23 protein-coding genes are annotated in these 23,168 nt (G+C 53.4%); 5 read left to right on the forward strand and 18 right to left on the reverse strand.

Translation table 11 applies throughout. The annotated features are described in order from the left end of the window. Positions 1–71 precede the first annotated feature (71 nt). The gene (locus AZF00_RS16825; RefSeq protein ID WP_008252409.1) at positions 72–797 is read left to right on the forward strand and encodes a hypothetical protein; all 726 of its coding nucleotides are present in this window, start codon (positions 72–74) and stop codon (positions 795–797) included. Between the two features lie 4 nt (positions 798–801). Then, positions 802–1,419, forward strand: a complete 618-nt coding sequence (locus AZF00_RS16830; protein ID WP_008252411.1) for a hypothetical protein — start codon at positions 802–804, stop codon at positions 1,417–1,419. 194 nt (positions 1,420–1,613) lie between these two features. Here the strand turns inward: AZF00_RS16830 and purT are convergent, their stop codons facing one another. From purT to AZF00_RS16885, 11 genes are all read right to left on the reverse strand, one after another. After that, the gene (gene purT / locus AZF00_RS16835) at positions 1,614–2,813 is read right to left on the reverse strand and encodes a formate-dependent phosphoribosylglycinamide formyltransferase (protein WP_008252413.1); all 1,200 of its coding nucleotides are present in this window, start codon (positions 2,811–2,813) and stop codon (positions 1,614–1,616) included. A gap of 33 nt (positions 2,814–2,846) precedes the next feature. Continuing rightward, positions 2,847–3,317: a phosphatidylglycerophosphatase A family protein gene (locus AZF00_RS16840; protein ID WP_008252416.1), complete on the reverse strand. Its 471-nt coding sequence runs from the start codon at positions 3,315–3,317 to the stop codon at positions 2,847–2,849. Positions 3,318–3,329: 12 nt separating this feature from the next. Beyond that, positions 3,330–4,304 carry a thiamine-phosphate kinase gene (gene thiL, locus AZF00_RS16845; RefSeq protein WP_008252418.1) on the reverse strand — a complete coding sequence of 325 codons (975 nt, stop codon included), beginning with the start codon at positions 4,302–4,304 and terminating at the stop codon, positions 3,330–3,332. A gap of 20 nt (positions 4,305–4,324) precedes the next feature. Beyond that, on the reverse strand, positions 4,325–4,822 hold the full coding sequence (gene nusB / locus AZF00_RS16850) for a transcription antitermination factor NusB (protein WP_008252420.1): 498 nt from the start codon (positions 4,820–4,822) through the stop codon (positions 4,325–4,327). A 113-nt stretch (positions 4,823–4,935) separates the two neighbouring features. Further along, a complete protein-coding gene (gene ribH / locus AZF00_RS16855; RefSeq protein WP_008252422.1) occupies positions 4,936–5,397 on the reverse strand; it encodes a 6,7-dimethyl-8-ribityllumazine synthase in 462 nt (153 codons plus the stop codon). A gap of 25 nt (positions 5,398–5,422) precedes the next feature. Further along, the gene (gene ribBA / locus AZF00_RS16860; RefSeq protein WP_008252424.1) at positions 5,423–6,553 is read right to left on the reverse strand and encodes a bifunctional 3,4-dihydroxy-2-butanone-4-phosphate synthase/GTP cyclohydrolase II; all 1,131 of its coding nucleotides are present in this window, start codon (positions 6,551–6,553) and stop codon (positions 5,423–5,425) included. Positions 6,554–6,577: 24 nt separating this feature from the next. Further along, the gene (locus AZF00_RS16865) at positions 6,578–7,252 is read right to left on the reverse strand and encodes a riboflavin synthase (protein WP_008252426.1); all 675 of its coding nucleotides are present in this window, start codon (positions 7,250–7,252) and stop codon (positions 6,578–6,580) included. Beyond that, positions 7,253–8,383, reverse strand: a complete 1,131-nt coding sequence (gene ribD, locus AZF00_RS16870; protein ID WP_008252427.1) for a bifunctional diaminohydroxyphosphoribosylaminopyrimidine deaminase/5-amino-6-(5-phosphoribosylamino)uracil reductase RibD — start codon at positions 8,381–8,383, stop codon at positions 7,253–7,255. It abuts the gene before it with no gap. After that, positions 8,383–8,859: a transcriptional regulator NrdR gene (gene nrdR / locus AZF00_RS16875; protein ID WP_008252428.1), complete on the reverse strand. Its 477-nt coding sequence runs from the start codon at positions 8,857–8,859 to the stop codon at positions 8,383–8,385. Before nrdR ends, ribD begins: the two co-directional genes overlap by 1 nt. Before the next feature lie 134 nt (positions 8,860–8,993). Further along, the gene (glyA, locus tag AZF00_RS16880) at positions 8,994–10,256 is read right to left on the reverse strand and encodes a serine hydroxymethyltransferase (protein ID WP_008252429.1); all 1,263 of its coding nucleotides are present in this window, start codon (positions 10,254–10,256) and stop codon (positions 8,994–8,996) included. Positions 10,257–10,468: 212 nt separating this feature from the next. Then, positions 10,469–10,678, reverse strand: coding sequence for a hypothetical protein (locus AZF00_RS16885; RefSeq protein WP_008252430.1), 210 nt, complete (start codon positions 10,676–10,678; stop codon positions 10,469–10,471). 393 nt (positions 10,679–11,071) lie between these two features. On the opposite strand from AZF00_RS16885, the gene ettA reads away from it, so the two are divergent. Continuing rightward, positions 11,072–12,733 (forward strand): energy-dependent translational throttle protein EttA, encoded by a 1,662-nt coding sequence (ettA, locus tag AZF00_RS16890; protein ID WP_008252431.1) that lies wholly within the window; start codon positions 11,072–11,074, stop codon positions 12,731–12,733. Positions 12,734–12,890: 157 nt separating this feature from the next. Here ettA and AZF00_RS16895 read toward each other — a convergent pair whose 3' ends face one another. The 5 genes from AZF00_RS16895 to AZF00_RS16915 are packed head-to-tail and all read right to left on the reverse strand — an operon-like array spanning position 12,891 to position 17,501. Next, positions 12,891–13,637: an SDR family oxidoreductase gene (locus AZF00_RS16895; RefSeq protein ID WP_008252432.1), complete on the reverse strand. Its 747-nt coding sequence runs from the start codon at positions 13,635–13,637 to the stop codon at positions 12,891–12,893. Between the two features lie 14 nt (positions 13,638–13,651). After that, positions 13,652–14,347 (reverse strand): histidine phosphatase family protein, encoded by a 696-nt coding sequence (locus tag AZF00_RS16900; protein ID WP_008252433.1) that lies wholly within the window; start codon positions 14,345–14,347, stop codon positions 13,652–13,654. Continuing rightward, positions 14,347–15,420, reverse strand: coding sequence for a phosphotransferase family protein (locus tag AZF00_RS16905; RefSeq protein ID WP_008252434.1), 1,074 nt, complete (start codon positions 15,418–15,420; stop codon positions 14,347–14,349). Before AZF00_RS16905 ends, AZF00_RS16900 begins: the two co-directional genes overlap by 1 nt. After that, on the reverse strand, positions 15,407–16,225 hold the full coding sequence (locus AZF00_RS16910) for an SDR family oxidoreductase (RefSeq protein ID WP_008252436.1): 819 nt from the start codon (positions 16,223–16,225) through the stop codon (positions 15,407–15,409). The genes AZF00_RS16905 and AZF00_RS16910 overlap by 14 nt, the downstream gene beginning before the upstream one ends. Before the next feature lie 55 nt (positions 16,226–16,280). Further along, on the reverse strand, positions 16,281–17,501 hold the full coding sequence (locus AZF00_RS16915; RefSeq protein WP_008252438.1) for an acyl-CoA dehydrogenase family protein: 1,221 nt from the start codon (positions 17,499–17,501) through the stop codon (positions 16,281–16,283). 113 nt (positions 17,502–17,614) lie between these two features. Here AZF00_RS16915 and AZF00_RS16920 point away from each other — a divergent pair, with 113 nt between their 5' ends. After that, positions 17,615–18,517 (forward strand): LysR family transcriptional regulator, encoded by a 903-nt coding sequence (locus tag AZF00_RS16920; RefSeq protein ID WP_008252440.1) that lies wholly within the window; start codon positions 17,615–17,617, stop codon positions 18,515–18,517. A gap of 76 nt (positions 18,518–18,593) precedes the next feature. Here the strand turns inward: AZF00_RS16920 and AZF00_RS16925 are convergent, their stop codons facing one another. After that, complete coding sequence (locus tag AZF00_RS16925; RefSeq protein WP_008252446.1) at positions 18,594–19,841, reverse strand: malic enzyme-like NAD(P)-binding protein; 1,248 nt, start codon at positions 19,839–19,841, stop codon at positions 18,594–18,596. Between the two features lie 286 nt (positions 19,842–20,127). Beyond that, complete coding sequence (gene rpmE, locus AZF00_RS16930) at positions 20,128–20,355, reverse strand: 50S ribosomal protein L31 (RefSeq protein ID WP_008252447.1); 228 nt, start codon at positions 20,353–20,355, stop codon at positions 20,128–20,130. Positions 20,356–20,567: 212 nt separating this feature from the next. Between rpmE and AZF00_RS16940 the strand changes: the two genes are divergently transcribed. Continuing rightward, positions 20,568–22,751 carry a primosomal protein N' gene (locus AZF00_RS16940; protein ID WP_062384358.1) on the forward strand — a complete coding sequence of 728 codons (2,184 nt, stop codon included), beginning with the start codon at positions 20,568–20,570 and terminating at the stop codon, positions 22,749–22,751. Positions 22,752–23,168: the final 417 nt, after the last annotated feature.

A 23,168-nucleotide genomic window follows, 5' to 3' on the forward strand; every position in this document is an offset into this window, starting at 1 on the left:
CTGCCGTAGTTTTTGTGCTGAATAATCACGAGCTTTAAATAATATAATGGATTATAGCAACGAGGCTAAACATGCGAACGAATACTTTTGGAAAAGGCGTTTTAGCTATTATCGGAATTTTCGGTTCGGTTTTATCCTTCGCTGATAACACTCCGGTGGTTACCGTTGTTACAGAAGGCGACGACGTGAAATCGATTACCTATGAAGGGAATGACACAGTATACCATTTCGGACAAGGGGTTCTGGTGGGCAATCCCCGGGATCCATGCGAGGCGCACGATCAACCATACGTCAATAACACCACAGAATCAGAACCGTACTTTTTCCTGCGTATTACACCTGCCGATGGGAAAGTTGAGGTTCTTCAAGGCCGTTTTCCGCTGAGCCATTCATTTATCAGTGAATCTAAAATGCTTAATAACAATGAACGGGGGAAGGAGTTCGCGAAGGCTGGAATTGCGAAGGCGTTCGTTCGGATTAAATACGAAACCTACAATCCTGAAAATGGATTTACTGATATAGCCGGGTTTACCGGCATGATCACAACACTCCCTGAGGCGCTTGTTCAAGGAACGTGGGTTTATTCACGCACTTTTAGTGAAAGTGACACCTGCTCCTATGCAGCCCCATTACGAGGCCTATCAAAAACGACTCCGCAAGTTGCGGAACAACAATCAGGAATTATTACAACAATAAAACAGCTGGTATTTGAGTATTTGGTGAATGGATCGAAAAATGTCACCCCAAGTGAGAAGACATACAAAATGAAAAGCACTGTCACTGGCGTTCGGGGGTAAGACTATGAAGATATACGCAATCAGGGCTGTATTGCTTGTTACTTTGCTTGCTTCGTTTCCGTTAGCAAAAGTTCATGCGCAAGACAATGCCACGGAATTCACATTGATTGGTTATGCATTGAATACAAATTCTGATTCTGAAGAAACCCAGACTTCAGTCGCCGTATTTGATATATCACTCGATTTTGAAGATGAGGTCATAGAGTTCGCTTACAGTTTCATAGGGGCTGCAGACGCTAATGAGCTTCGTGTACAGTTTACAACAGCGGGTGTGACTGAAGAGCTTCCGCAATTGTCGGAATTAACAGAAACTGGCGAAGATAGACTAGCAACCCTGCTGCTAGACTCAGCAACAGTCGCCGGAAAAACGGGGCAACTCTCCTTCACCCTTAACAACAAAGCCTTGGAAGCGGGAGTTACGTCGCAGTTATTTCTGGTAGATATTGCAGAATCAAGTGCGGCAGCCCCAGAAGCATTCGCACCGCCACCCCCAATCGAATTGAAGCCGAGTGGCGGCCGCAGCGGCGGCGGCGCAGATTCACTGCTAATCTTGTTCTGCATTATCTTAATATTTTTGCGACTTGCATGGCCAAAAAGTTATACGGAAAGTAGGCGTTTTTAAATTTACAACATGCCCTTTATACCCTAACCACTATGTCATTTTACCTAGCACCAGCTCGCTGTTTTTCTATTGAAGGATATTGTAGTCAGGCCTGTGATTTATGATTTTTAATAACCCCAATTACATTTCCGCATGATAAACATGCGGGGTCTTTTTTATTCAGACTTCCTTAAAACAATATCATTAACGCAGCGCTACAAACTCACTGTAACAGCTTCAACCACTGCCAATGCCTTGGCTCGGGCCTCGTCAATATTGCCGCCGCGAGCAAGGGCTGCACCCATGCGACGTTTGCCGTCCACCTCAGGCTTACCGAATAAACGCAGCTGGGTATCGGGTACATCTAAGGCGTGGTCAAGATTACCAAAGCGAACGCGCTGAGAGCTGCCATCAACTAAAATAACCGCCGATGCCGAGGGGCCGTGTTGCTGAATATTGGGGATAGGTAAGCCGAGTATAGCCCTAACGTGCAGGGCAAATTCTGATAAATCTTGAGAGATTAAGGTCACTAAACCCGTGTCGTGGGGACGGGGCGATACTTCACTGAAGATCACCTCGTCGCCTTTTACAAAAAGCTCTACGCCAAACAAACCCCAGCCACCTAGTGCAGTGGTGACTTGCTCAGCCATCTGTTGGGCGCGCTGTAAAGCTGTATCAGACATGGGCTGGGGCTGCCAGGATTCTTGGTAGTCACCGTCTTTTTGCAAATGGCCAATCGGCGCGCAGTAACTGGTTGCGGTATCTTCGCCATTTGCGCCGCGGTGGCGAATGGTTAATAAAGTGATTTCGTAATCGAAATCAACAAAACCCTCGACAATTACTCGGCCTGCACCGGCACGGCCGCCCTCTTGGGCATAGGTCCACGCCGCGTCGATTTCAGCGGGGCGACGCACCAAGCTCTGCCCCTTGCCCGAGGAGCTCATGATGGGCTTGATCACACAGGGCAGGCCAATTTCCGCCACGGCGGCATCGAACTCGTTTTTGCTGTCGGCAAAGCGGTAGGCTGAGGTGGGCAGTTCGAGCTTTTCGGCAACCAGGCGCCGAATGCCTTCACGGTTCATGGTGAGCTGGGCGGCGCGCGCGGTAGGCACTACGTTATAGCCTTCGCGTTCTAAGTCGATCAAGGTGTCGGTGGCGATGGCTTCAATTTCCGGCACGATGTAGTCTGGCTTTTCCAGCTCGATTACCCGCCGCAATTCCGCGCCATCGAGCATCGAGAAGGTGTAACTGCGGTCAGCCACTTGCATCGCTGGGGCATTGGCGTAACGGTCGCAGGCAATGACTTCCACCCCTAAACGTTGCAACTCGATGGCCACTTCTTTGCCGAGTTCGCCCGCGCCACACAGTAAAACCTTACAAGCGCTGTCGCTAAACGGCGTGCCTAAAGAAACCATGATTGTCCTCGCAAATGCTTAATAATTAATTTTTTAACTCAACACATACAGTAATTGCAGCGTTAGATAAGCGTAAACACCGGCCAGCACATCGTCGATCATAATGCCAAAGCCGCCGTGCACCTTGGCATCCAGCACCCGTATTGGCCAGGGTTTCCAAATATCAAATAAGCGAAATAATGCAAAACCTAAAAGGATCCAACCGAGATGCATTGGCACCATAAACAGGGCAATCCACAGGCCGACAAACTCGTCCCATACAATACCGCCGTGATCGTGTACGCCTAAGGCGTCGGCAGTGGCGCCACAGAGATATACGCCAAGTATAAAGGCTAAGATCAAGACCACCACATAATAGGCCGGTGGCAAAAATTGCAGTACATACCAAAACGGCAGGGCGGCGATTGTACCGAAGGTGCCCGGCGCTTTAGGCGCCAGTCCGCTACCAAAACCGACGGACAATAAATGCACTGGGTTTTTAAGTAATGAGACGGGTATTTTCATTGGGTATACCACTCAAAAATGTTGGTAGCCAGCAGCAGGCGTTATCACACCGCCGTCGGCTGCGTAGCAGGCAAGGCCTTCACCAACGTCGACATAACCGACTTCAGTGAGGCGCAAATTTAATTCAGCACCGAGTGCCAGCGCTGCCTCGCGGTGTTCAGCGGGCAGGGTAAAACACAGCTCGTAATCGTCGCCGCCGCTAAGGGCAAACTCAATGGCGCGCTCGGGATTCGTTTCAGTGAGCGCCGCCGACAAGGCTAAGTACTCGGTATACAGTACCGCCGCCACGCCACTGGCCTTGAGAATATGACCAAGGTCTGCGGCCAAACCGTCAGATATATCGACGGCTGCGCTGGCGAGGCCTCGCAGCTTTTGACCTAGGGCCAAGCGTGGCTCTGGCGAGTGATAGCGGGCCAGCAAAGCTGTTTCTGCGGCACTTAACTGCGCCAGCGGTTTATCTAGGTAAGCCAGTGCTGCTCTCGCATCGCCCAGTTGGCCAGAGACAAACACCAGGTCACCGGGACGCGCTCCGCTGCGCAAAATGGCGGTGCCCGCTGGCGCCGAGCCCATAACTTGCAGACTTAAACACAGCGGCCCACGCGTGGTGTCGCCGCCCACCAGTGCAATACCGAATTCCGCGGCGGCGGCGGCCAAGGCATTGGCAAAGCCCGCCAGCCACGGCTCGTCCACCTTGGGCAGTGTTAAAGCCAAGGTAAAGCCAAGCGGTGTTGCACCACAGGCCGCCAAATCGCTAACGCACACAGCTAAGGCGCGACGGGCAAGTAAGTCTGAGGGGTAATTGGCGGGAAAGTGCACTGACTCCACCAAGGTGTCGACCGACACCAGTAGCTCGTCTTCTGGCGGCAATGCGAGAACCGCACAGTCGTCACCAATACCGCAACGTACCGGTGAATTGGGGCAGGCCTGCGCCGCAGCGACGCCCACCTTAAAATACTGCTGGATTAATTGGAATTCAGATACCGGCATAAGCTTCGCTAAGCGCCGACTTATTCGGCGTCGCTTGCTGGCTTGGGAGATTTACCGCGTTCCGCCGCGACTTCAACCGCGCGACACTCCATTGCCACTTTGTCTAGAATACCGTTTAAATAGCGGTAACCGTCAGTGGCACCAAAACGTTTACCGAGGTTGATGGTTTCGTTTATCGCCACTTTATACGGCACATCGATACGGCGCAGCAATTCATAGCTGCCCATGCGTAACAGGCACAATTCAATGGGGTCGAGATCGCTAAGCTTGCGGTCTAGGTGCTTTTCAAACAGACCGTGCAAGTCGGTGAGCTGGGCGGGAATGCTGTGCACCAAATCGTGGAAAAATTCTTTATCGACATTGCTCATGTCGTAGTCAGCTTGAAACTCAGCTTCAATAACGCTCAGCGCTTGGCCAGCCATATGCCATTGATACAGTGCCTGCATCGCGTAGTGACGGGCCTTGCGACGACCTGCGGCAAGCTGATTATGGGACGGACTTTGCTGACGATTAGCCACAAAAAATTACTCATTCACAGTGGATAAAACCACATTTAAAAAACCGCGCCACCGCTTACCAGAAACTGAATGGGCGACGCGAAAATCATTTACCAAAACGATCAATGCAACACTTAAAGCTGCTTAAGCAAGCTCACCATTTCAATGGCAGACATGGCCGCTTCTTCGCCTTTATTGCCCGCTTTAGTACCAGCGCGTTCAATAGCTTGCTCAATGCTGTCTACTGTCAAAACACCAAAAGACACTGGCACGCTGTACTGCATAGAAACCTGCGCCAAGCCTTTCACGCACTCGCCAGCCACATATTCAAAGTGCGGGGTGCCGCCGCGAATAACCGCGCCAAGGGCGATAATGGCGTCGTAATTTTTACTGTCTGCCACTTTCTGACATACCAGCGGAATTTCAAAGGCGCCGGGGGCGCGCACGATAGTGATATTGTCTTCTTTAACACCGTGGCGGCGCAGTGAGTCTAGGGCGCCTTCCAACAAGCTCTCAACCACAAAGCTATTCCAGCGGCCCACAACAATCGCGTAATTACCACCAACCGCAGTGAAAGTACCTTCAATCGTTTTCATAGTCGTTCCTTAAAGTCTTAATTAATTAGGCTTGGCCAACGTCTTCGGGGCTGACAAATTCCACTACTTCTAGGTCGAAACCAGAGATAGCATTGTATTTAACTGGCGCACCCATCAGGCGAATTTTGCCCACGCCAACATCGCGTAATATTTGCGAACCCAAACCGACATTAAAGTAGGTGGTTTGGTATTGCACACTGTCGCCCTGTAGCGGCGGCGTCAGACCTTGGGCAATACCGAGGTCAGCCAATATCGACTCTGGCGTTTCGCGGTGAGCGAGTAACACCACTACGCCACCTTCTGCGGCGACGGTGGCCAAACTGCGGTGCATATTCCAACCGGTAGTTGAACCCGGTGGTTGAGTTTGCAGTAAGTCGCGAATGGTGGAACCCAAATGCACTCGTGCCAGCGTTGGCGTGGCGGCATCGATAGCGCCTTTTTGAAGTGCAAAATGAATTTCGCCAGCAACGGAGTCTTTGTAGGCGTGCAGCTCAAAGTCACCAAAGTCGGTAGCGATGGTGCCACTGCTGATTTTTTCAATGGTCTGCTCATTCAACACTTGGTAGTGGATGAGGTCGGCAATGGTGCCCATTTTTAAATCGTGCTCGGCGGCAAACACTTCTAAATCTTCGCGGCGCGCCATGGTGCCGTCTTCGTTCATGATTTCGCAAATCACACCCGTTGGCTCAAAACCGGCCAAGCGCGACAAATCACAGGCGGCTTCGGTGTGACCGGCGCGGCTTAATACGCCACCCGGCTCAGACATCAGCGGAAAAATATGGCCAGGCTGCACAATATCGCCAGCCACTGCATTGCGGGCTGCGGCAGTGCGCACGGTGTGCGCGCGGTCAGCCGCCGAAATACCGGTGGTCACGCCCTTAGTCGCTTCAATCGACAGGGTGAATTTGGTACCAAAACCCGAGGCGTTGCGATCAACCATCAGGGGCAGGTTCAATTGCTTACAGCGCTCCTTGGTCATTGGCATACAAATCAAGCCGCGCCCGTATTTGGCCATAAAGTTGATGTCTTGGGGGCGCACACACTCAGCCGCCATCACCAGATCGCCTTCGTTTTCGCGGTCTTCGTCGTCTAAGAGAATAACCATCTTACCCAGACGAATGTCTTGAACCAGTTCTTCTACTTTGCTAAACGCCATAGTCATTGCCTTTATGTGCGCGCTTTATTTGCGCGCTGTCAAAAACCCATTTTCTGCCAAGGTGGCCATCGACACGCCTTGTGCCCGTGCGCCCCCCGCCTCGCTATTTTGCGCTTGTAATAAACGCTCCAAATAGCGGGCGACAACATCGACTTCTAAATTCACTGCGGCGCCGGGCCGGTAGTGTTGAATAATTGTTTGCGCCGCGGTGTGGGGCACGATATTGAGATCAAACACCTGATCTTCAATACGATTTACGGTCAGGCTCACGCCATCGACGCAAATTGAGCCCTTGGTCGCAATATAGCGCGCAAGCTCTATTGGCGCTTCTACCCGCAGCCGCACCGAGCGCGCATCTTTTTCACAGCTCACGATCCGGCCCACGCCGTCAACGTGACCACTGACAATATGGCCGTCAAACCGGCTACTCGCCAGCATGGCCCGCTCTAAATTTACCGCCTGCCCTACCTTGGCCTGCGCGAAACTACTGTGGGCCAAGGTTTCTCTAGACACATCAGCCCAGTAACCGTCAGCCAGCAATTCTACCACCGTTAGGCAAACACCGTTGGTGGCAATACTGTCGCCAAGTTTGACCTCGCGCATGGGCAAATCAGCACTCTGCACGCGCAGACGTAAATCGCCACCGCGCAGTTCAGTTGCGGCGATCTTACCGCAGGCCTCAATAATCCCGGTAAACACCTATGCCCCCTCTAATAATGCAGGTAGACGACAGTGAATACGCCAGTCTTTACCCACTGCGCGAATATCAACGATTTCCAACGCCTGCTGGCCAGCCATCTTGGTCATCGGCCAATCCACTAGGGGTCTGGCTGAGCTGCCCATCAAACTCGGCGCCATATACACAAACCACTCGTCTACTAGACCCGCGCGCAGCGCCGAACCCGTCAATGTTGGCCCCGCTTCGAGCAAGACCTCATTACAGCCCCGGTCCGCCAAGTAACGCATCAACGCGGGCAGCGACACGCGGCCATTACCGTCATCGTCAAGGCTGAGGATAATCGCGCCCGCCGCAGACAAGGGCGCATAACGCTCAGGGTCTTGCACCACGGTAGCAATAATAACCTCGCCACCCTCGTCAAACAGCTTGGCGTTGACTGGAGTGCGCAGCGTGGAATCAACAATAACGCGCAAAGGCTGCCGCCAAAATTCATTCACTTGCTCGGGGGCAAAACTCTCGGGCCGAACATTAAACAGGGCATTGTCGTGCAAAATAGTGTCAACGCCACTGACAATAACGCAACTCTGTGCGCGCAGACGCTGCACATCTTGGCGCGCCGCGGCCCCGGTAATCCACTGGCTTTCACCCGAGGCCATTGCGGTGCGGCCGTCTAAACTGCTGGCCGATTTCAAGCGCAACCACGGCAGGCCACCGTTAATACGGCGCATAAAACCTTTGTTGATTTCTATTGCCTGCTCGGCCATTAAGCCGACATCAACCTGAACACCCGCTTCTCTCAGGCGCGCGATACCCTGCCCCGCCACCAGCGGATTAGGGTCTTCAACGGCAACCACCACGCGGGCCACATTGGCCTCAAGCAGCCTGTCGGCGCAGGGTGGCGTGCGCCCCAAATGGCTACACGGCTCAAGGGTGACATATATTGTGCAATCTTCAGCGCTCGCTATTTGCGCGAGGGCATTCACTTCGGCGTGACCATCGCCAGCACGAATATGCCAGCCCCGCGCAATGACTTTGTCATGCAGGGCAATGACGCAACCTACTCTCGGATTTGGACTGGTGCTGTAACGGCCGCGCTCTGCCAATTGCAAAGCAAGCGCCATCATCTCACGGTCTATATCTGAGAAACTCATTACTCGTCCGATTTTCCTGTCCGAGGTTCGGCCGACAAACGGTCGATCTCGGCGCGAAATTCATCTAAATCTTGAAAGCTGCGGTATACCGATGCAAAACGTACATAGGCTACGTGATCTAGCGCTTTTAAGGCCTCCATCACTTGCTCACCCACATCGCGGCTGCCAATTTCGCGCTCACCCGTTGCCTGAATACGACGTTTGATGCCGCTAATTTCCGCCTCGATATGCTCAACACTGACCGGCCGTTTCTCTAAAGCCTTTAGCACCCCAGAGCGCATTTTGGCTTCATCAAAGGGCTCGCGAGAACCGTCGCTCTTGATGATTTTGGGCATCAAGAGCTCAGCGCTTTCGTAGGTGGTAAAACGTTCAGAACAAGACAAACACTCCCGCCGCCGACGAACCTGTCCACCCTCGGCAACCAGCCGAGAATCGATTACCTTGGTGTCGTCAAAATTGCAGAACGGGCAGCGCATGGTTTTGCCTCAGGGGCGTTTAATATTGCCGAAGTTTAGCACAGTGTGGGAGAGGCTTGATGGGAGACGGAAGACGCTAAGAAAACGGCGCGATGCGCCGCAACTGTTTTGCGTCTCCCGCCTCCCGTCCAGCATTAAGCGTAAACGGGATAGCGCTTACAGATTTCCAGAACCTTCACTTTCACTTCTTCGATTTTGGCCGTGGCATCGCCGGCTTCGAGCGCTTCAAGTACGTCGCACATCCAGTTAGCCAGCTCTACACACTCGGCTTCTTTGAAGCCGCGAGTAGTGACCGCAGGCGTACCAACGCGTAAACCACTGGTGATGAACGGTGAACGTGGGTCGTTTGGCACCGCATTTTTGTTAACGGTGATGTTTGCGGCGCCCAGTGCGGCATCGGCGTCTTTACCGGTGTAAGACTTACCGATGAGGTCGACCAGCATCAGGTGGTTTTCAGTACCGCCAGACACAATATTAATACCGCGACCAATAAAGGTTTTGGCCATGGCCTTGGCGTTGGCTACTACCTGCTTTTGATAGGTGACGTACTCGGGGGTCATCGCCTCTTTGAAGCTAACTGCTTTAGCCGCAATGACATGCATCAGCGGGCCGCCCTGACCACCGGGGAATACCGCTGAGTTCAGCTTTTTCTCGATCTCAGGATTGGCCTTGGCCAAAATCAAACCGCCGCGTGGACCGCGCAGGGTTTTATGGGTGGTGGTGGTAACCACGTCGGCATACTGAATTGGGTTGGGGTAGATGCCAGCGGCAACTAAACCGGCAACGTGTGCCATGTCGACCATCAGGTAGGCGCCAACCATATCGGCGATTTCGCGGAATTTTGCCCAATCAACAATACCGGAGTAAGCAGAGAAGCCAGCCACAATCATTTTAGGCTTGTGCTCAAGCGCCAGCGCTTCAACCTGGGCGTAGTCGATTTCGCCGGTTTCATTGTTCAGACCGTACTGAACCGCATTATAGGTTTTGCCTGAGAAGTTCGGCTTGGCACCGTGGGTCAAGTGACCGCCTGCATCCAAACTCATACCCAATACTGTTTCACCTGGCAGCACTAAGGCTTGGTATACCGCGCCATTGGCCTGTGAACCGGAGTGGGGCTGAACGTTAGCGTAATCGGCGCCAAACAGCGCCTTAGCGCGATCAATCGCCAAGGTTTCGGCTTTATCCACGTACTCGCAGCCACCGTAGTAGCGCTTACCGGGATAGCCTTCGGCGTATTTATTGGTCAGCACCGTACCCTGCGCCTGCATTACAGCTGGGCTGGTGTAGTTTTCCGACGCGATCAGTTCAATATGCTCTTCCTGACGCACTTCTTCCTCTTGGATCGAAGACCAAATTTCAGCGTCAAATCCGGCTATTGTCATCTCTTTACTAAACATCACTACCCCCGAGGCATACACAGGCTCTGAAAAGCCGCGCATTGTACAATAAATGCGCGTTATCGGCACCGTTTAATGTTGGCATAACAATTACATTCCCGTGTCTGAAAATGACGGCGCGCAAAGCGCGGCAGGCGCATTAAAGTCCAGTATTATTAATGGGCTATATTCGAAGGTGACGAAAAATGATTTCTACGCGATAGCTGATACGTTCAAAGCCAGCGCTCATGGAGTTTACTGGCACCCTGCACCTTGGTAACAACCTTGGAGTGATCCCCATTTGCGGCCATGGTAATGTCGATTTGAGCGCCACAGGCGGCGCAGCGAAACGTCCAAGGCTGCTGCGGACGATTAAACAGGGCGAGCTGGCAATGGGTGGTACATGCGCATTTGTCACAGCAAACACTGACATTGAATTTCATCAAGTTCCTCTAGGGCACACGCCAACAAGCAAACACGATACAAGCGGCACGAACCCCTACCAAGCCCACGAAACGCAGCTTTAATTGCCCCCCACATTGCGCGATGCAAATAGCGCACAACAACAAATAAAGGGCCTAGCAGGAAAACTCACGGAATATAAAACAAGGAGTATGCGCGCCATCCCATGGCTATTCGCTGCACACAGGTCGCAGCGGATACCCGCGCAGAATAACGCTAGCGAGCTTGTCGAGCAATATTATTGCCAGGGCGGCCCGCACATACCACTACACTGCGCCAATACCACCTTGCGCAATATCGTCGCTTTCGGTACCTTTCTTCCCTGTTTCTAAGCCGCCGTATACTGCGGCTTTCCGCTATTTTCAGGAGTCAGCATGGCGCAATTCGTCTATACCATGAACCGTGTCAGCAAGGTCGTGCCCCCCAAGCGCGAAATTCTGCACGACATCTCTCTATCCTTTTTCCCCGGCGCTAAAATCGGTGTGCTTGGCCTCAATGGCTCTGGTAAATCCACCCTACTGCGGATTATGGCCGGGGTTGATACTGAGTTTAACGGTGAAGCCCGCCCTCAGCCCGGCACCAAGATAGGCTATTTGTCGCAAGAGCCCGCCTTAGATCCAGCCAAAGACGTGCGCGGCAATGTTGAAGACGGCGTAGCCGAAGCCAAAAATGCGCTTACCGAGTTGGATCAGGTGTATGCCGCCTACGCTGAACCCGATGCCGACTTCGATGCCCTGGCCAAACGCCAAGCCCAGCTCGAAGATATTATTCAAGCCACCGACGCCCACAACCTCGATCACAAATTGGAAGTGGCGGCGGACGCCCTGCGCCTACCACCCTGGGACGCCGATGTAACGACGCTGTCGGGCGGTGAACGCCGCCGTGTTGCCCTGTGTCGCCTACTGCTATCTAACCCCGACATGCTCCTGCTGGACGAGCCCACCAACCACTTGGACGCAGAATCGGTTGGCTGGCTAGAACGCTTTTTATGCGACTTCCCCGGCACCGTAGTGGCCATTACCCACGACCGCTACTTCCTCGACAACGCCGCTGGCTGGATTTTGGAATTGGATCGCGGTCGCGGTATTCCATACGAGGGCAATTACTCCGACTGGCTAGAAGCCAAAGATGCCCGCCTTGCCCAAGAAGCCAAGTCTGACGCCTCGCGCAAAAAGACCATTGCCGCCGAATTAGAGTGGGTGCGCAGCAACGCCAAAGGTCGCCAGAGTAAGAGCAAGGCGCGTCTCGCTCGCTTTGAAGAATTAAACTCGCAGGAATTCCAAAACCGCAGCGAAACCAACGAAATTTATATTCCACCAGGACCCCGCCTTGGCGACAAGGTGATCGAGGTTAACGGCGTAAGTAAAAGCTATGGCGACCGCCTGCTAATTAACGACCTGAGCTTTGCCATTCCCAAGGGCGCGATTGTCGGCATTATCGGCGGTAACGGCGCCGGTAAATCAACCTTGTTGCGCATGATGACCGGCAAAGAACAGCCCGACAGCGGCGAAATTGTGATTGGCGAAACCGTTAAACTGGTGTCTGTTGAGCAAATGCGCGACGATCTCGACGACAAGCAAACCGTTTGGGAAGCCGTATCCGAAGGGCAAGATATTTTGCGCATTGGCAGCTATGAAGTGCCGTCGCGAGCGTACATTGGCCGCTTCAACTTTAAAGGCAGCGATCAGCAAAAGCGGGTTGGTGAATTGTCTGGTGGTGAACGCGGCCGCCTGCATTTGGCATGCACCCTAAAAGAAGGCGGCAACGTCTTGCTACTCGACGAACCCTCCAACGACTTGGACGTAGAAACCCTGCGCGCACTGGAAGACGCCCTACTCGACTTCCCAGGCTGCGCACTGGTGATTTCCCACGATCGCTGGTTCCTCGACCGCATTGCCACCCACATCCTGGCCTACGAAGGCGATAGTGATATTGTGTTCTTTGAAGGCAATTACGCTGAATACCACGAGGATTTTGTGCAGCGTAAAGGGAAAAATGCGGGGCCGAAGCGGGTGAAATACAAAAAGCTGAAGTGATGCAGAATGCTTGACGGGAGACGGTGAACGCTACTGCATTCGCTTTGCTCACATAGATACCTGCCTTCGCAGGTATGACTCACAGCGCGCTAACCTGCTTTTGCGTTTACTGTCTCCCGGTCACCCCTGCGAAGGCAGGGGCAAGCATCTTGCCGCGCTAGGTCATCTTCGACACAACGCTCAAAGGTAATACCTTCATTGCAAACCCCACGGCAACCCAGGGCCAGCCTGGCACTTTGGCTTCGGCGGGTTCTTTTTCTATGGCCTTAACCATTGCTTTACAACCGGTTTTTAAATCCACCCGCAGCGGCGCTTTTTTAAGACCCGAGTTGATTGGTGTAAGAATAAAGCCCGGCAGTATGCAGCTAACTTTAATCGGCGTGCCGATCATGTCGGCGCGAATACCTTCGGTCATATTGCGCAGGCCCGCTTTACTAGCGGCGTAAACATTTAATGCGCGTGCGCCGCCGCGCACTGCACTCATAGACGACACGGTGACTAAATGACCACTGTTTTGGGCGCGAAATATTTCCAGCGCCGCTTCGCACTGCGCCAGCGCGCCAATAAAATTAGTTTCTGCGGTTTGCCGATTCGCCGCAAAATGGCCAGTACCCAAGGATGCGCCCTTACCCATACCCGCGTTCACAATCACTCGGTCTAGATTGCCAAGATCGTCGCGAAAGGCGCGAAAAACCTCAAAAACCTTTTCGTAATCACAAACATCCAGCTCACGAATGAAAATCTTTACGCCGGGGTGCGCAGCTTCTAGCTCCGCTTTTAAGGTTTGCATGGGCTCAATACGGCGAGCGCACAAGGCGAGATTACACCCCTTGGCGGCAAACTCACGGGCCATACCTTCACCCAAGCCCGAGCTCGCGCCAGTAATAAGAATATTTTTACGCATAATAAATTTCCGTGTTAACGATAACTAAGGAGTTCGCGATGACGGCCATCGAAGTGGCTGTGCTCATTAATACTGAGCAATTTGAGGCCCGACTGGCCGCTGAGAATTTTGCTATAGGCGGCGTTGGCTAATTGCCAACTCAACTCGGCGCTAGCGTTAGCGTTTAAACCCAGTACTTGCCCACACACCGCCGAGATCGCACCACCCGAGGTAAAAACAAAGACATTGCCTTTGGCATTGCGACTCGCCGCGTCTAAACCGCGACGAATACGGGCGCTAAACTGCGCCCAACTTTCGGCGTACTCATCATCGTATTGACCACTGACCCAGCGTTGCATTGCCTTGGCAAAGTGACGCTGAAATCCGACGCGGGGATTTTCACCCGCCATATCGGCCACCATCTGCTCACCCTGCCCGGGTGCGGCGGTGTATGCCTGCAGTAAATCGAGATGATCGTACTCGTTCCAGTCGGGGTCTATTTGCCAATCCACCTCGCTAACGGACTCTCCGTTCAAGCCCGCTAAACAATGCTCTGCCGTCTGCCGATGGCGCTTCATGCCGCCACAGACAATATGCTGAGGGCGTAGCGCCGTTGCCGCAAAAGCGCGACCTAAATGCGCCGCCTGCTGCTCACCCAGCGAGGACAACTGATCGTAATCTTCTGCGTCGAACGAGGCCTGACCGTGGCGAATTAGATACAGCGCGGGCATCAGCGCTGCTCTCGAATAATGCGTCGGCAACGACGGTCGAGATACCAAACCACCACCCAGAAGTTTTTAAACGCCGGGTTATTCGTCTGCTTATGGTAGTAGCGATAGTAAATTTGCTGAATGATTCCCGCTAACCGGAATAAGCCAAACACCTCGTAAAATGCCCAATTGTCGATTTTCAGGCCCATCTTGTCGCTATAATATTCAAGCACTTCGTCGCGGCTTAACATGCCAGGCAAATGCGTTGGCTGGCGTCGCGTCGAGCGCATAAAGCGGTCATCATCGGCCTGAACCCAATAGGCTAAAGCGCTGCCCAAGTCCATTAGCGGGTCGCCAAGGGTTGCCATTTCCCAATCGAGAATACCCAAAACCGAGCTCGGATTGGCGGGGTCGAGCACCACATTGTCAAACCGGAAGTCGTTGTGAATCACGCAGCTGCGCACGTCGCTGGGGGTGTTGGCAGCCAGCCAGCTCATCACTTTTTTAAACGAGGGCACATTCCAAGTTTTGGCTTTGCTATACCGTCCGCTCCAGCCCTTAACCTGCCGCTCGCAATAGCCCTCGCCCTTGCCCAAGTCTTCTAAGCCCGCCGCGCGGTAATCCACTTGATGAAGCGCGACGAGCTTGTCGACCACGGAAAGACATAAATCTCGAGTCTGCTCTGCGCTCAGCACCAAGCCCTTGGGCATATTGGCGCGGGGAATCAGGCCCGGAATACGCCGCATTACATAAAAATCGCAATCGATTACCGCCGGGTCATCACAAAACGCCAGCATCTCTGGCACGTAGGGAAACACCGGGGCCAAAGCGGCCTGCACTTTGTGTTCCCGTCCCATATCGTGGGCAGACTTCGCCTTGGTACCTTTGGGCGGCCGCCGCAGAATGAGATCGTGACTTGGGTATTCTAGGCGGTAGGTCCAGTTCGACGCACCACCGCTGTATTGCGTCACCACGGGCTCACCACTTAAATTCGCAATCCGCGGTTTTAGCCAGGCATCCACCGCAGCGATATCCAGCTCCTCGCCGCTGCGCACACCACCGGCAACATCAATTAAGCCACTATTTTCTGGCATCGCGCTTACTCATCATGCGATTGGTTTGCTTGAGCATCATGGCGCGAAAACGCGGAAACGGTAACCAGCGCTTTAGGCGCCAAATTTTGCGCCCTTCAGGGTGAGGCAAAATATAAAACTCGCGCTTTTCAATAGAGGCAAAGACGCGGCTGGCGATCTCGTCGGCACTGAGCTTGGCCTTGTTCACCAGGCGCTGAGTCGCTGCTTGGGAGTCTGGGTCTGAAGCCCGCACTGACTCTGCCAAATTGGTGCGAAAAAAGCTCGGGCAAACCACCGACACCGCAATATTGTCTGGGTCTAACTCCAAGGTCAGCACCTCAGATATCGCCACTACCGCCGCCTTCGTCGCACAGTAGGACGCCATTTTCGGCGGCGAAATCAAACCCGCCAACGAGGCAACATTCACCAAGTGACCACTGCCCTGAGCCTGCATCAGTTTTGCAAAAACCTTACAGCCGCGCACCACGCCCAGCACATTAATATCAACTATCCACTCCCAGTCGCTCAGGGGAAATTCGGTAATGCCCCCCGCCGAGGCCACGCCCGCGTTATTCACCACCACATCGACACCGCCCCACTCACTGAGCAGCCAGTCGGCAGCGGCTTGCAATGCGCTCTCTTGGGTGACATCACAGTTGCAATAGTGCGCGGTAGTCTTGGCCTGCAATTCGGCCAACGCCTCTGCGCCCCGGCTGTCGTTTACGTCGCCAATACACACCCAATAACCGGCGTCGGCAAAGCATTTAGCTAACGCCAAGCCCAAGCCAGACGCACCACCCGTGATAAAAACCCGTTTTGAATCCATATTTTTCTTGCTCCCGCGTGAGGCCCTGTTATTAATACTTGGTTTTGGCCGCAGCCTATTTGTATTTAGCTAATTCCATTCTGGCAATCAGGCCGCGATGAACTTCATCGGGGCCATCGGCCAGACGCAACACCCGAGCCATGGCAAACATGCCCGCCAACGGTGTGTCGTTGGAAACCCCAGCGCCGCCGTGAATTTGAATGGCGGCATCGACCACGTCTTGCAGCACATTGGGCGCAACAACTTTAATCGCAGAAATTTCAGTCAGCGCGGCCAGCGCGCCAACATTGTCTATTTTCCATGCCGCATAGAGGGTCAGCAGGCGCGCTTGGTCGATTGCGATACGCAAGTTTGCAATGCGCTCTTGGTTGCCGCCCAAATTAATGAGGGGTTTACCAAAGGCAATACGTGACTTGCCGCGCTTAATCATGAGCTCTAAGGCTTTTTCTGCGGCGCCCAAGGCCCGCATGCAGTGGTGAATCCGGCCAGGCCCAAGCCGCCCTTGGGCAATTTCAAAACCACGCCCGGCACCCAAGATCATATTGCTCTTGGGCACGCGTACATTCTCAAACCACACTTCACCGTGTCCCTCAGGCGCATCGTAGGCATTGAACACCGGCAACATTCGTTTAATGACCACGCCGGGCGTTTTCATTGGCACCAGCACCATTGAGTGCTGGCTGTGACGCGCCGCCTCCGGATTGCTCACCCCCATAAAAATACCAATTTCGCAGCGCGGATCACCCACCCCAGACGACCACCACTTTTTACCGTTGAGAATGAGGTCATCGCCATCTTCAATGATGGTGGCTTCCATATTGGTCGCATCTGAAGAAGCGACATCTGGCTCGGTCATGAAAAATACCGAGCGAATCTTGCCTTCGAGCAGGGGTTCTAACCACTGCTGCTTTTGCGCTTCGCTACCGTACTTCCACAGCACTTCCATATTGCCGGTATCTGGGGCGTTGCAATTAAAAATTTGGGCGGCAATATGCGAGCGCCCCATTTCTTCGGCTAAGGGCGCGTATTCCAAGGTGGACAAACCGGCTCCGCGCTCAGCGTCGTGCAAGAAGAAATTCCACAAACCCAAGCCTTTCGCTTCCGCTTTAAGGGCTTCAATTCTCGGATCGACCCGCCATTTAGTCCAGTCGCCACCGTCACGGCTAGCTAGCATTGCAGGTAGCAGCTCAGCCTCTAAGGGTTCTACGCGATCTTTAATAAAGGCGCGCACCTGATCGATCAATTCTTGGCAGCGTGGGCTGTGACTAAAATCCATGACGTACTCTCCTCAGTTATTCCATCAAACATACGGCCAGTTTAAATATCAGTCTAATTTATTTTATAAATGTTATATCATCACTACTGCGAATGAATTAAGCGGCTAAGCCTATGGATCTCAATCTGTTCAAAGTATTCGACGCGGTCTACCGCGCCAACTCGCTTACCGAGGCCGCCAAAGACCTGCACATTACCCAACCGGCGGTGAGCAATGCCCTTGCACGTTTGCGCGAGCATTTTGACGACCCACTGTTTGCTCGCCGTGGCCGGAGTATTGCCCCCACCCCACTAGCCGACAGTATTGCCGCCGACATCAGCAATTCATTAATTTCACTCCAAGAGAGTTTGCATCGCGGCCAGCAGTTCGACCCCGCCACGTCTAAGCGCCGCTTTATTATTAGTATGGGCGACCCAATGGAGTTCGTCGCCCTACCCAGCCTAATTAAGCAATTGCAGGAGTACGCGCCGGGCATACGCTTACAAAGTCAGCGCCTAGCTCGCGATCAACTCAGCCGCCAATTAATCAGCGGCGAAATATCAATGGCGGTCGATATCCCGCAAGCCGTTGACCCCAGCATTCAACAGCAATTCTTATTTAAAGATGATCTATGGGTGATGATGCGCAAGGGGCATCCGCTGGAAGCAGCGGCGCTAAGCCTGAAAAACTATCTGCAAGCCCAACATATTGCGGTGTCTGGTCGCAGCCGGGGCAGCGTGATTGAAGATGCCGCTCTCAACCGCAAGGGCCTAAATCGCAATATTATTTTACGTGGCCAAAGTTACTATTCCGCCAGCCATATCGTTGCCGAGTCAGATTTATTATTGACCCTGCCACGGCATTTGGCGCTGCGTTTCCAACAGTTTTTACCCCTGCAAAGTCACCCACTGCCACTAAAACTGCCCGCACTGGAAATGCAGATGTACTGGCATCGCAGCGCCAATAATGACACCGCCCACCAATGGTTAAGAGAACGTATTCAAGAGATTATCGCCCAGAACGGCGATAAGAATTAAGCCAAACTCAGCGCCATAAAAAAGCCGCCGTAAGCTAAATTACGGCGGCTTTGTTTTAGCGTCTGATATCTAACGTCTAGCTCAGCGGATAATGCGCCGGATACGGCAAATTAGCGACGCCAGTGTCAACAGCCGCTTGCGCAACCGCCGCCGACACTTTGCCTAGCAAACGGCGGTCTACCGGCTTAGGAATAATGTAATCGGGACCAAAGGCCAATTCCGTCACGCCACAGGCATCTATAACAACCTGCGGAACCGGCTCTTTCGCCAATTCACGAAGCGCGTGCACCGCAGCAATTTTCATTTCTTCGTTAATGGCCGTGGAACGAACATCTAACGCACCCCGGAAAATAAACGGAAAACCCAAGACATTATTAACCTGGTTCGGGTAGTCGGAGCGCCCTGTTGCCATAATTAAGTCGCTGCGCACTGACAGCGCTAACTCGGGCTGAATCTCTGGGTCTGGATTAGAGCAGGCGAACACAATCGGCTTTGGCGCCATCGACAAGAGCATCTCAGCACTGAGCAGATCCGCTCCCGACAAACCCACGAATACATCGGCGTCTTTAATCGCATCTTGCAGGGTGCGGGCCTCAGTATCGTTTTGGAACTCTTTTTTATACTCGTTAACACCGTCGCGGCCAGGATAAATCACGCCGCTGCGGTCAATCATAAAGATATTTTCGTAACGAGCGCCAAGGCTAACCAGCAGACGCATGCAAGCGATAGCAGCAGACCCTGCACCAAGACAAACTACTTTGGCGGTTTCTAGGTTTTTGCCCTGAATTTCCAGCGCATTCAACATGCCGGCTGCCGTCACAATGGCGGTGCCGTGCTGGTCGTCATGGAAAACCGGAATATCGCACTGCTCTTTCAGAACTCGCTCTATCTCAAAACACTCGGGCGCCTTGATATCTTCAAGGTTAATGCCGCCGAAGGTAATGGAAATACGCTTAACGGTGTCGATAAATGCTTGGCTGTCTTCTGCGTCAACTTCAATATCAATCGAATCGATATCGGCAAAGCGCTTAAACAAAAGCGCCTTGCCTTCCATTACCGGCTTGCTGGCCAAGGGACCTAAATCGCCCAAACCCAAAATAGCAGTACCGTTGGAAATAACCGCAACCAAATTTCCCTTACTGGTGTATTTGTAAGCATTAGCAGGATCGCGGGCAATTTCCCGCACTGGCTCGGCCACACCGGGGCTGTAGGCCAATGATAAGTCGTACTGGGTTTCGGCAGGCTTGGTCAGCATAATGCCGATTTTGCCTGGTGTCGGGAGCGAGTGGTAATCCAGAGCCGCCTGCTTAACATCTTTGGACATTCGATTAATCCCAATATGAATGCATTCTCAGAGAGGCGAGAAAGCATATAGAAAAGAACTTGCAGTAACAAGTCACTGTATGTGACAAAGCCCGTCACAGCTGGGTTTTAAAGGCATTCTTGTATTCAACGACAACATTTACTGTCACCGCGGGTAACGACAAGCTTAGCGTATTAATGCGAGATTCGACCTAAACCCAAAGCTCACAAACAAAAATGCCCGGTCAGATGAGCACCGGGCATTTCTATGGTGGCTGCCTGCGCAGCCACTAAGCACTACCGGGAAATTACTCGGTAGGTGCCGCCACTGCGCCGCGAGAACCAAAACGCTTGCGGAACTTATCAACACGGCCGCCGGTATCAAGCATTTTCTGCTTACCAGTGTAGAACGGGTGGCAGGATGAACAAACGTCAACGTGCAGGGCATCGCCCAGAGTAGAACGCGTTTCAAAGGCGTTACCACAGCTGCAAGTCACGCTCATGGCAACATAATTTGGATGGATATCTGCTTTCATGGGTCTTTCCTCAATGGACGCCGCCACCCGATCGTTTGCCGGGCACCGCGCAGGCTGCTACTTTCAAAATTAGCTTGAAATTCAGGCGGCGAATGTTAACAGAATTATCCCAAGAAGCAAGCTGAGCGCGCTGCTGCGCAAAAACTTCGCTCCGCCCCAAGCCATAATTCTTATACACTGGCGTTTTCACACGCCCAAATAGCCGCCGCTTTATGTCAAAACTCGTCACCGTCGCCGTCCCCTGCCCTCTGCGCCGAGGTTTTGACTACCTATGGCCAGAGAGTTTGGGGCGCGACGCAGAAATTGGCTTGCGCGTGAGCATCCCCTTCGGCCGCCAACAATTAGTGGGCGTTGTTATCGCGCTTGATGTCATCTGCGACATACCCAGCAATAAATTAAAAGCCGTCTTAAAAGTCCTCGACGAACAGCCTAGCCTAGCAGCCGAATTAGTCCAGCTCGGCCGCTGGGCCGCCGACTATTATCACCACCCAGTTGGTGATTGTTTTGCGCAAATGCTGCCGGTAGTACTGCGCAAAGCCAGCCCCCCAAAAGAAAAGCCCGCCCAGTACTGGCAGCTCAGCGCCAACTGGGAGGAACTGCCGCAACCGGCCTCTCGCGCCCACCAGCAGATCAGCTTATTAGCGGTAATTCGACAAGCGGGACAACTGTCTCGCCGCCAAATCAAAGACCTTGGCTACAGCAATGCGGTACTCAACGCCCTGATTAATGGCGGCTATTTACAGCAAGCCGACACCCCGGCCGCGCCAAGTATCGACGCAAACAACACCGAACTTGCACTCAATGCCGAACAGCAACACGCCGTATCAGCCGTCAGCAATAGCCTCGGCCAATTTGCGCGCTACCTGCTTGACGGCGTCACCGGCAGTGGTAAAACCGAAGTGTATTTGCGCAGCATTGCCGAGTGCTTGGCGCGGGGCGAGCAAGTACTCACTCTGATTCCTGAAATTGGCCTAACCCCGCAGACCTTAGAGCGCTTTGAAAGCCGCTTTCCCGGCCAAGTGCGCGCCCTGCACTCAGGTCTTAGCGACGGCGAGCGCTATCGCAGCTGGCAGGACATTAGCAGCGGCCGCGCCCGAATTCTGCTTGGCACCCGTTCGGCGGTGTTTACACCATTTCAAAAACTCGGGCTGGTCATTGTCGATGAAGAGCACGACGCATCCTACAAACAGCAGGAGGGCTGGCGCTACTCGGCCCGCGACATCGCGGTTAAGCGCGCCGCCGACCACAACTGCCCCGTGGTGCTCGGCAGCGCCACGCCAAGCCTCGATAGCCTGCACAACGCCGCCCAAGACCGCTATCAATTACTTGAGCTGCGCGAGCGCGCAGGCATCGCCAGCAAACCTGATATTCGCCTTCTGGATATTCGCCAGCAAAACCTCGACGAAGGCCTCAGCAAAACCCTGCTCGACGCCGCCCACGACACCCTGCAAGCAGGCAATCAGGTTTTAATTTTCCTCAACCGCCGAGGCTTTTCACCTTTACTGCAATGCCATGGCTGCGGCTGGGTAGCCAACTGCCACGCTTGCGACGCCAAAATGACCGCCCACTTCGGCCGCCGCGAGCTGCGCTGCCACCACTGTGACGCCCGCGAAGCCCTGCCGAACATTTGCCCCCAGTGCCATAACAGCCAGTTGATTTTTCAGGGGCCAGGCACCGAGCGTTTAGAGCTAAGCCTTAAACGCCATTTCCCCGAGGTTGACGTGATTCGCATCGACCGCGACACCACCTCCGCCAAGGGCAGCATGCAAAGTTTAGTCGATGGTATTCGCGACGGCCGCCCCAGCATACTGGTTGGCACCCAAATGCTGGCCAAGGGCCACCATTTCCCCGACGTCACCCTCGTCGGCATTATTGATATTGACGGCGGCCTGTTCAGCGCCGACTTCCGCGCCCCCGAGCGCAGCGGCCAATTACTAGTACAAGTAGCCGGTCGCGCGGGTCGCGCCGACAAACCCGGCCGAGTTTATATACAAACCCACTGCCCAGATCACCCTGCCCTGCTGGCACTGGTGAGCGAGGGCTACCAACCCTTTGCCCAACAGTTACTGGCCGAGCGCCAATTACTGAGCCTGCCACCAGTGAGCTTTAGCGCCGTGATTCGCGCCGACGCTAGCAGCCTGCGCTGCGCCGAAGACTTCTTAGCCGCAATTCGCAGCGAACTCGCCCCCAGCGACAACACTTGGAGCATAGTCGGCCCCCTACCCGCACCCATGACCCGCAAAGCCGGACGTTTTCGCGCCGCGCTCATTCTCCAAGCTGAGCGCCGCCCCACCCTACACCGCCAACTCGCCATTGCCTGCCACACCGGCGACCAACTGTCCAAGCACAAAAGCCTGCGCTGGTCGGTCGATGTAGACCCGATAGATTTGTTTTAGTAGGCAATAACCAAGGACTAACTTCTGAACACTACCACTAACTATAAAACTTGCCGCTCAAAACAGAATGATTAGCCTGTGCACTTTTACCATTTTAAAAATAGGAATTCGCAGCAGCGACAAAAATATAGCACTACTTTATGCTCACAATCCACTCCGATAACATTTTCAAAAAACACTCCAAACCGTCCAACCACTCTCTTTATTTGGCAAACTACAGGAATTAATCCTCACTTTTCCTCAATGTGTCTTCAACTAGGAACTGGCCTATCAGTGCAAATAAAACTAAGCTTCCAATTACAAACCCCACAGTCTTTAAGCCACTAAATTCTTCCCTGCTAATTTCTGATACCTGATCAAAATAATGGGTATGCCCGCTAGAGTCACTAAAGTCCAACCTTCCGACCCTAACAACTT

The organism is Zhongshania aliphaticivorans, assembly GCF_001586255.1.
GTDB classification, from domain to species: Bacteria; Pseudomonadota; Gammaproteobacteria; order Pseudomonadales; family Spongiibacteraceae; genus Spongiibacter; species Spongiibacter aliphaticivorans.